This is a genomic window from Luteibacter sp. P4_D7_3, assembly GCF_056401735.1.
Window position 1 is genome coordinate 1 of the sequence record NZ_JBFUIT010000166.1, and the last position, 8,672, is coordinate 8,672.

The 8,672-nt window shown below is 63.4% G+C and carries 8 protein-coding genes and 1 pseudogene; 4 read left to right on the forward strand and 5 right to left on the reverse strand.

All coding sequences use genetic code 11. The features are described from left to right. Window positions 1–2,104, forward strand: a 2,104-nt coding sequence (locus AC1DSN_RS14220) for an ATP-binding protein (RefSeq protein WP_477331254.1), incomplete at its 5' end; no start/stop codon positions are given. A gap of 22 nt (window positions 2,105–2,126) precedes the next feature. On the opposite strand, the gene AC1DSN_RS14225 is transcribed toward AC1DSN_RS14220, so the two are convergent. Both AC1DSN_RS14225 and AC1DSN_RS14230 read right to left on the reverse strand, forming a co-directional pair. Further along, entirely contained in the window at window positions 2,127–2,582 is a 456-nt protein-coding gene (locus AC1DSN_RS14225; RefSeq protein WP_231873913.1) for a MarR family winged helix-turn-helix transcriptional regulator, read from the reverse strand. 3 nt (window positions 2,583–2,585) lie between these two features. After that, on the reverse strand, window positions 2,586–4,148 hold the full coding sequence (locus AC1DSN_RS14230) for a DHA2 family efflux MFS transporter permease subunit (RefSeq protein ID WP_477331256.1): 1,563 nt from the start codon (window positions 4,146–4,148) through the stop codon (window positions 2,586–2,588). Between the two features lie 265 nt (window positions 4,149–4,413). On the opposite strand from AC1DSN_RS14230, the gene AC1DSN_RS14235 reads away from it, so the two are divergent. Genes AC1DSN_RS14235 through AC1DSN_RS14245 form a run of 3 tightly spaced genes read left to right on the forward strand, consistent with a single transcriptional unit; the run spans window position 4,414 to window position 6,674 of the window. After that, complete coding sequence (locus tag AC1DSN_RS14235; protein WP_477331258.1) at window positions 4,414–4,800, forward strand: hypothetical protein; 387 nt, start codon at window positions 4,414–4,416, stop codon at window positions 4,798–4,800. Between the two features lie 6 nt (window positions 4,801–4,806). Next, a complete protein-coding gene (gene grrM, locus AC1DSN_RS14240) occupies window positions 4,807–5,967 on the forward strand; it encodes a cyclophane-forming radical SAM/SPASM peptide maturase GrrM/OscB (RefSeq protein ID WP_477296179.1) in 1,161 nt (386 codons plus the stop codon). Next, a complete protein-coding gene (locus AC1DSN_RS14245) occupies window positions 5,964–6,674 on the forward strand; it encodes a hypothetical protein (RefSeq protein WP_213947614.1) in 711 nt (236 codons plus the stop codon). Before grrM ends, AC1DSN_RS14245 begins: the two co-directional genes overlap by 4 nt. Window positions 6,675–6,767: 93 nt before the next feature. Here AC1DSN_RS14245 and AC1DSN_RS14250 read toward each other — a convergent pair whose 3' ends face one another. The 3 genes and pseudogenes from AC1DSN_RS14250 to AC1DSN_RS14260 all read right to left on the reverse strand — a co-directional run. Further along, a complete protein-coding gene (locus AC1DSN_RS14250) occupies window positions 6,768–7,325 on the reverse strand; it encodes an SCO family protein (RefSeq protein ID WP_477331260.1) in 558 nt (185 codons plus the stop codon). Next, window positions 7,325–8,455 carry a hypothetical protein gene (locus AC1DSN_RS14255; protein WP_477296181.1) on the reverse strand — a complete coding sequence of 377 codons (1,131 nt, stop codon included), beginning with the start codon at window positions 8,453–8,455 and terminating at the stop codon, window positions 7,325–7,327. The genes AC1DSN_RS14250 and AC1DSN_RS14255 overlap by 1 nt, the downstream gene beginning before the upstream one ends. Further along, window positions 8,452–8,672, reverse strand: a pseudogene (locus AC1DSN_RS14260) (hypothetical protein); the annotation flags it as partial. The pseudogene AC1DSN_RS14260 and the gene AC1DSN_RS14255, both read right to left, overlap by 4 nt.

The window sequence follows — 8,672 nt, forward strand, 5'->3', positions numbered from 1 at the left end:
ACAGGCCACCGTCGAAGAGTCGGAATCCTCCACTGAGGAACTCAAGGCGTCGAACGAGGAACTGCAATCGATCAACGAAGAGCTGCGTTCGGCGACCGAAGAGCTGGAGACCAGCAAGGAAGAGCTCCAGTCGATCAACGAGGAACTCATCACCGTCAACCACGAGCTCAAGCTCAAGGTCGAGGAGACCGCCAAGGTCAACGACGACCTGAGCAACCTGGTCGCCTCCACGGACATCGCCACCGTATTCGTCGACCGCGACATGTGCATCAAGCGCTTCACGCCGCGCGCCGCCGATGTGTTCCGATTGATCCCCGCCGATATCGGCAGGTCCCTGCTGGACCTCAACCATAGCCTGGACTATCCCGACCTTGCCGCCGACGCCTCCCTGGCGTTCCAGGCGCTGCGCACGATCGAACGTGAAGTAGGTAGCCAGGACGGTCGCTGGTACATCTCCCGCATCCTTCCCTATCGCACCGCCGAGGATCGCATTGAAGGCGCCGTGATGACCTTCATCGAGGTCACGCGGCGCCGGGCAGCCGAAGAAGCGGCTCGCAACAGCGAAGAGCGCATGCGACTGGTTGCCGACAGCGCCGTCGACTACGCCATCATCACCACCGATCCCGACGGCATCATCACCTCGTGGAGCAAGGGTGCGGAACGCATGTTCCGCTACTCGGACAGCGACGCCATCGGCCGTCATGCCAACCTCATCTTCACCTCCGAGGACCGCGCGCAAGGTGCGTTCCAGGACGAAATGGAACAGGCACGCACGCAAGGCCGCGCGACGGACGACCGTTGGCACCTGCGCGCCGACGGCGAGCGCATTTTCTGCAGCGGCATCACCACGCCGCTGAACCAGGGTGGCTTTCACGGCTATGCCAAGATCGCACGTGACATCACCCAGGAGAAGCGCCGCGAGCGCGAGCGCGAGGAGCTCCTCCGCGCGGAGAAAGCCTCGCGCGAGGCGGCGCAAAGCGCCGTTCTCATGAAAGACGAATTTCTCGCGGTGATGTCGCACGAACTGAAACACCCGCTCAACCTGATCCTGGTGAACGCGGAGCTCATTGCCCGCTCGGCAACGGTCGCCGACGATGCCGCCACACTACGTTCGGCTGACGCGATCCGTAAGACGGTGGAAGGACAGGCCCGGATCATCGACGATCTGCTCGACCTCTCGCGGCTCACGACGGGGAAGCTCGCCCTCAATATCTCCGAGGTCAACGTATCCGACAGCTTGCGGCGTGTGGCCGATGGCATGCGCGAGGAGCTCGCCGCGCGCTCGGTGACGCTCAGCCTCGCGCTGCCGGACGCCGATGTGACGATGACGGCTGACGGCATACGCATCGAACAGATCGTCTGGAACCTGCTCGGCAACGCCCTGAAGTTCACCCGCGCGACCGGGCACATCTGGGCCACCTTGAGCAGCACCGGCAAGCACATAAGGCTGGAAGTGACCGACGACGGCATCGGCATATCGCCCTCGCTGGTTGGCCGCGTGTTCGACATGTTCGAGCGCGGCGCCAGCCTGAAGAATCGCACCACCGGCGGCMTCGGCATCGGCCTCGCCCTGGTCAGGCAACTGGCCGACCTGCACGGTGGCGAGGTGTCCGCCAGCTCGCCGGGCCCCGATCAGGGCGCATCGTTCGTCGTGGTCCTTCCGGTCAGGTCGGTTCGCCAGAACGAAGCTGCCTTGATGCTAGCGTCCCGTTGGACGCCGCAGCTGCCAGGGCGCCGCATCGTCATCGTCGACGATGCGCAGGAACTGCTTGAGCCCTTCGCCGAGCTGCTACGCATGGAGGGTGCCACAGTCGCCACGGCCAATACGGGTGTCATGGCCCTTTCGATCCTTGCCTCCGGCGATCACGACATCCTTCTATCGGACATCGGCATGCCCGACATGGACGGTCACGAACTCATCGAACGGGTGCGCGCCGACCCGGTGAACCGGGGCATCCTGGCGGTCGCCCTGACCGGCTTCGGCCGACCGCAGGACGAAAGACGGGCAATGAAGGCGGGCTTCGACGCCCACATCAGCAAGCCCATATCGATGCACGTGCTGCTGGCGGCACTCGAGCGGCTGCACAAGTCCCGTCAGGGATAAGGTCGTTTACGGTCGACGTGTCTCACTCACCGATGAACTTGCCCAATAATCGCTTGAGTTCCTCGAACTCCGTACGGCTGAACGACCTGAGGCGGGCGTTGAGCACAGGCGGAACGACATCCGGAATGCCGTCGGCAACCCGGCTACCCGCGCGGGTCAGGGTCAGGTTGACCACCCGGCGGTCCTTGTCGTCACGCGAGCGCTCGAGCAAGCCCTTCTCCTCGAGCTTGTCCAGCATCCGCGTCATCAGCCCGGTATCGATACCAAGCAGCTTCGACAGTTCGAAGGGCGTGCTCGCCGTGCCCTTGCTCAGCAGGACGATGATGCCCATCTGCTGGCTGCTGATGTCCAGGTCTTTCAGTGCGGCGTCCACCTCCGACGCCAGCAGGTTCCGCGCCCTCGCCAACAGGAAGCCGATGCTCCGGGTATGCACGAAGTTCTTGCGCGTGTAGTGGTCCATGGCCGGATTATGGACCATCCATCAATGGCCCGCCGCCGCAGCCGCCGCTCCGCCGCTACCCCTGGTCGATCGGGCAACCCAGATCAGCGGGATGATCACGATGAATGTCACGCCGGACAGCCAGAAGATGTCGTTGAGCCCGAGCATGGTGGCCTGCGCCGTGAGACCTCGCTCGAAGAACGACACCGCACCGTTCGTATCCACATGCAGCGTGTCGCGTAAAGACGCAATCGACTCGAGGAAACCCGGATCATAGGCGGTCGCCCGCTCGGTCAGCTGCGAATGGTGAAGGACGGTCCGGTCGCTCCAGCCTGTCGTGATCAGCGAGGTGCCGACGGCGCCGGCGAAAACGCGCACGAAGTTTGAAAGGCCAGCCGCGGACGGCACCTGGTCCGGACGCAATCCGGAAAGAATGATGGCGGTGAGCGGCACGAAGAACAGCGCGGTCGGAATGCCTTGCAACAGCGTCGGCAGCACGAGGGTCAGCCGATCGACGTCGGTGTCGTACTGCGCGCGCATGAAAAATACGACGGCGAAGCCGATGAAGGCCAGCGTCGCCAGCACGCGCGCATCCGTCTTACCCATGATCCGTCCCATCGCCGGTGCAAGGATGATGGCAAAGATGCCCAGGGGCGCGGTCACCAGCCCGGCATCCACCGAGCGATACCCGAGAAAGCCCTGGATCCACTGCGGCAGGACGACGAGGTTGGCGAAGAAAACGCCGTACGCTACTGAAATCGCAATGGTTCCACCGAGGAAATTACGGCCGGCGAACAGGCGAAGGTTGACGATGGGACGCTCCTCGGTCAGTTCCCAGATGACGAAGAAGAGGAAGCTGATCAAGGCGAAGATGCCCAGCGCGCAGATCAGCGGCGAGCTGAACCAGTCCAGGTCCTTGCCCTTGTCCAGCATGATCTGTAACGACGCCACCCAGGCGATCAGCGAAACCAGTCCCATGACGTCGATCGGAACGCGTTTGGTCGGCGTTTCCCGATCACGGTAGATCGTCCACACCACGCCGGCGGCGAACAGGCCCACCGGAATGTTGATGTAGAAGATCCACGACCAGCTGTAGCTGTCCGTGATCCATCCGCCGAGGGCCGGCCCGGCGATCGGGCCGACGGTCGCCGTCATCGCCCAGAGTGAGAGCGCCGAATGCCCCTTTTCTTTCGGGAACGTATTCAGAAGCAACGCCTGGGACAACGGCACCAGAGGACCGGCCGCTACGCCCTGGAGGACACGCGCTGCCAGCAGGACGGGGAGCGTCGGTGCGATACCGCACAGCCAGGACGAAAACGTGAACGCGAGGATGGCGAAAACGAACAGCTTCACCTGCCCCACCCGCTGGGTGAGCCAGCCGGTCAGCGGGATGGACACGGCATTCGCAGCGGCGAACAGGGTGATGACCCACGTGCCCTCGTCCACCGAGACGCCGAGGTTGCCGGATAACGTGGGAATGGCCACGTTGGCGATCGAGGAATCGAGCACGTTCATGAACGTGGCAAGGGCAACCGCGATGGCACCCAGTGCAAAACGCGCGCCGGTAAGCGGCGCGGGAACACTCTCTGCGGATGACGACGACATGGGGCGTCCGGCTTCGATATATCTGACATTGCAGACATGTAGTTAAAAAGAAGGCCGCGATCGGTTATCCGCAAGAACCTGCGGATAACCGGCGGTCCGTCCGGCAGCCGCACGGCACGGCGCAGCTTGCTGACAGTTACTATATCTGACTTTGCAGTTATATACAAGGCATCGGCCGTCCGGATTACGTAGATCTACTCATGCCTTACGGGCAACCAGTGTCTAACGTGCATACGACATCCGCTCATCTGCCATGGAGCTCACCATGTCCGACTGGAACCGTACCCGCCGAGCCCTCGCCGTTCTGCTTCCTGCCGGCATCCTCGGCGCATCCACCATCCTTGGTTCGGCACAGGCAACCACCCTTCCCCCCTCGCGTGTCGCCCCGGACCCCGCGCATGTCACGCTCAACGTGGCTGACCGGCTCGCCGCCATCCGCGAGAGCATCGCCGCGGAAACCTCCGGGAYGACGAAGCCCGGTGGAACGGCTTACCCGTTGTTGGCCTGGATGAACTTCGGCGGTTTCGGCTGGCGCAATGGCGGCTGGCGAAACGGCGGCTGGAGGAACTGGGGCAACGGTTGGCATAACTGGGATAATGGCTGGCACAACTGGGGTAACGGCGGTTGGCACAACTTCTGGCACAACTGGTGAGCCGCGGTGGATATTCCGCCATGCATCGATACCGTGGTGCTTCAGCCCACACCCTTCTGCAATATCGCCTGCCGCTATTGCTACCTGCCCAGCCGTAGCGACACCTCGAAGATGTCGCTGGACACGGTACGCGCCGTGTTCACCGCGGTGTTCGGCTCGGGCTGGTCCCATCCCTGGCTTACGGTAATCTGGCACGCCGGCGAGCCGCTGGTGATGCCGGTTGCGTACTACGAGGAAGCGTTCTCCCTCATCGCATCCCTGTGTCCGCCCGGGATCGAAGTGCGCCATGCCATCCAGACCAACGGCATGTTGATCGACGCGGCCTGGTGCGCGCTCTTCCGTCGCTGGGAGGTCGGCGTGGGCGTGAGCATCGACGGACCACGCGAGATCCACGATGCCAACCGGGTTACGCGACAGGGTCGCGGCACCTATGACAAAACCGTCGCTGGCATCCGCTGCCTGATCGACGAAGGCATCCCGTTCCACGTGATTTCAGTGCTGTCGGCGCGAGGCCTTCGGGCACCTGACGAGATGCTCGCGTTCTACAGGGATGCCGGCATCACCGACGTATGCTTCAACGTCGAGGAATCCGAGGGCGATCACGTTTCCGAGCTGTTCTCCGAAGAGGACGCCGCGGCACGCTTCCGCACCTTCCTCAGCACCTTCTGGCGGAAATCGCGGGAGAGTGCCGGCATTCGTTTCCTGCGCGAGATCGACAGCATGCTCACGCGTATCCTGAGGCCGGACGAGGCAGCCGGCGAAAACTCGCAGGTACAGCCGTTCGGCATGGTCAACGTCGACTGCCACGGCAACGTATCGAGTTTCTCCCCCGAGCTGCTGGGGCTGAAAAACGCCGACTACGGCGACTTCATCGTCGGCAACATCCACACCGATTCGCTCGAGTCCATGCGTCAGAGCGACGCCATGCGTGCCATGCACCGCGACATCGCCGCCGGCGTGGCCGCATGCAAGGCCGAATGCGCTTATTTCGCCGTGTGCGGTGGCGGTTCGCCGATCAACAAGCTGACGGAGAACGGCAGTTTCGCCACCACCCGGACCTCGTTCTGCGACCTGGTTCAGAAAGTACCCACGGACGTGATCCTCGAAGCGCTGGACCGGCTYGAGACAGTCCTCGACGACGACATGCTGGTGAGGAGTGCGTCATGAATGCAAAGAGTCAACTCGTTTTCGTAGTTGCCGCGGGCTGCCTGTGGCTTGCACCGCACGCCCTGGCCATCGGCCAGAGCGCCCCGGGTGCGACGGCGCAGCAGGCCCCTGCCCCGTCCTCGGCGGAACCGGCCAGCGAGCAGGAAGCGGGCGACGATGCGATCAAACCGCTGTTCAAGGTCAGCAGCGTGGAACTGATACGCAGTACCCACGCGCCCGAGCTCGACATCGTTCGCGTACGGGGCCTGAGCAGCACGGAGAACTGGAGCGATCCACAACTCGTCGCCATCTCCCGAGGGCCCTCGGCCGACGGGATGCTCGACCTGCTGTTTGTCGCCCGCGCGCCGGACGATGCTTCCAGCGCCACGAAATTCGGCCCCATGGAGGCCATCTTCGTGATCGAGCCCGGACACCCCTACAAGGGCATCCGCGTGCGCAGCGCCACGAACACGGTGAAGCTCAGCCAGCTCCCCGGCTATGCGGAAGCGCAGGGGCGCGAGGTGGATTGTTCGAACTGCGTCGGCAAGACCTTTGTGCCCAAGGGCGGCTCCGCCGGAGGCAAGGATGCGGTGCGCGAAGAGGACCTGCCGGCAAGCACGCGCGTGCTGCGCGAGAATGATGGTATTCGCAAGCTGGACACGGACCCGAACAGGTTGACGCTTATTCTGGGGCCGAACGATCGCATTGTTGAGGCGTTCTGGGATTGAAGAGCAGGAGCATCGCCGCTGAAGCGGCTCCCACAAAGAGCCGCTGTGTTTCATGGAACCTCCGTGCTTGGCGTGGGTAAGCACCGCATGGCCTTAGGTGCCCGAGCCATGCAGTGTCGCGACGACGCGCTTGACCACATCCTCTTCGGGCAGCTTGCGCCCGTAGTGATCGAGGTAAGCGCCGTTTGAACCGACGAGGAAGAGCATCGTCGAGTGGTCCATCAGGTAGCCGCCATCGACGGGCACCTTCTTGAAGTAGACGTGGTACTCATCGGTGATCGCATCGATCTGGGCGGTCGTGCCCGTCAGGCCGACCACGTCATTGCCGAAGGCACGCACATAGGCCTGCAGCCGGGTCGGCGTATCCCGTTCGGGGTCGATCGTGACGAAGACCGGCGTGACCGTCATCCCGCTTGCCTGATGCACGGCACCCGCGATCTTCACGATCTTCGCGAGGTCCACCGGACACACGTCCGGGCAGGAGGTGTATCCGAAATAGAGAAGCAGTGGCCGTCCCGCAAACGATGCCTGCGTCACGGCATGGCCATCCTGATCGGTCAGCTGGAACGGACCACCGACGGCGGGGCTCGCCGCGTGGCCCACCGAGGCGGCCAGGCACAAGGTGGCGAGCAGGATACAGAGGCGGCGCATCAGAAGGATCCGTTGAGCGTGATCGACACACCCAGCAGGTTTGAGTTCTGCCCGCCCTGGCGCGACCTGCCGCCGGACAATGCCAGGTCGACCAGACCGGTGACGTGGTAGACCATGCTGGCTTCGGTGAGGTACTCGTTGGTACGCGGTCCGCCACTCGGGGAAATCTGCTTGTTCGTGTGCGTGAGGCCATAGACGAAGCGACCGGCGTCGAACGTGAGCGACGTGGTCAGGTATTCGGTGTCGAAACCGGGCGTGCCGTTCTCGTTATGCACTTTCACGTATTCGACGAAGGGCACGAGGTCCAGGTAGCGACCGGCCAGCGTCGGGCCGAGGACGGTCGTGGCCACGAAGGGAATCATGTAACGCACGGAAGCCACACGCAGTTGCTCGTTCGCCGCCGTAGGCGACGCAGCGGAGATATCGCCTTTGTGGTTTGTCATGTAGCCCACCTGCACTTCCAGGAATGGAATGGCCGCAGGCGCACGCCAGTTAACGACGACGGCGGCGTTGTTGGGCTTGCCCGTGTTGGTCGCGCCGCCATCCGAACGACGCGCCTGTTGCGACGGGCGCAGGAAGGAACGGCTAAGCACCGAGGTATCGGCGGCGTAGACGCTCAGGCTCGGCGCGATGGTGCCCCAGTTGTCCGTATAAAAGCGGTATTCGTATGTGCCGCCGTCCATCCCTCCCAGCGCGTACGGTGCGACGAAATCAGAGGTATATAGTCCCGGTGCGGCGTCCTGTGCGCGTCCGAACGGCACATCGAACTTGCCCAACCGGAACGACGAGACATAGCCCTGGTGATACCAGTTCACGTCGGTGACGTTGAGGCCGGTGCCCCCGAGCCAGCGACGCTCACCGGGGCGCGTGTCGGTCACCGGACTGACCTCGGTGCCTACCCAGATCTCGTCAATCGTGGTCAGGCGGAAGTGCACCGCCGTAGTGATGTCGAAGTAACCGTTGGTGGTGACGGTATGCGGCTGGTTTGGCACGCGCAAGCTGTTGAAGTCGTACTGGATGGCCGTGCTGTAGTCCATGCCCAGGCTGGGGTAGCGTCCGTTGCTTGCCTGCACCGGTCCCGCAAGCGCGAGTGCCAGCCCCATGCCGACGTACGCCGCACGCCGCTTCATGGCCTGCCCCCAGGCGTTGGCCCCAGCGGTCGGCTTGCATCCGAGGGAGGCGTGAGCGGATTGCCACCGGTGTTCCGCAGGTACGTGCACATCTGGTTGTCGCCGTAGATGCCGCCCAGTGGCTCGAGTTTCACGGCCTCCTCGTACTCTGCGGGACGCACCACCTGGATCACCTGCATCATGCCGCCGTCTTCGTGCTCCATGATGTGGCAGTGAT

Coding starts and splice junctions, on each gene's coding strand:
- AC1DSN_RS14225 (WP_231873913.1), bottom strand. CDS start 2,582: ATGGTCCATAATCCGGCCATGGACCACTACACGCGCAAGAACTTCGTG.
- AC1DSN_RS14230 (WP_477331256.1), bottom strand. CDS start 4,148: ATGTCGTCGTCATCCGCAGAGAGTGTTCCCGCGCCGCTTACCGGCGCG.
- AC1DSN_RS14245 (WP_213947614.1), top strand. CDS start 5,964: ATGAATGCAAAGAGTCAACTCGTTTTCGTAGTTGCCGCGGGCTGCCTG.
- AC1DSN_RS14250 (WP_477331260.1), bottom strand. CDS start 7,325: ATGCGCCGCCTCTGTATCCTGCTCGCCACCTTGTGCCTGGCCGCCTCG.
- AC1DSN_RS14255 (WP_477296181.1), bottom strand. CDS start 8,455: ATGAAGCGGCGTGCGGCGTACGTCGGCATGGGGCTGGCACTCGCGCTT.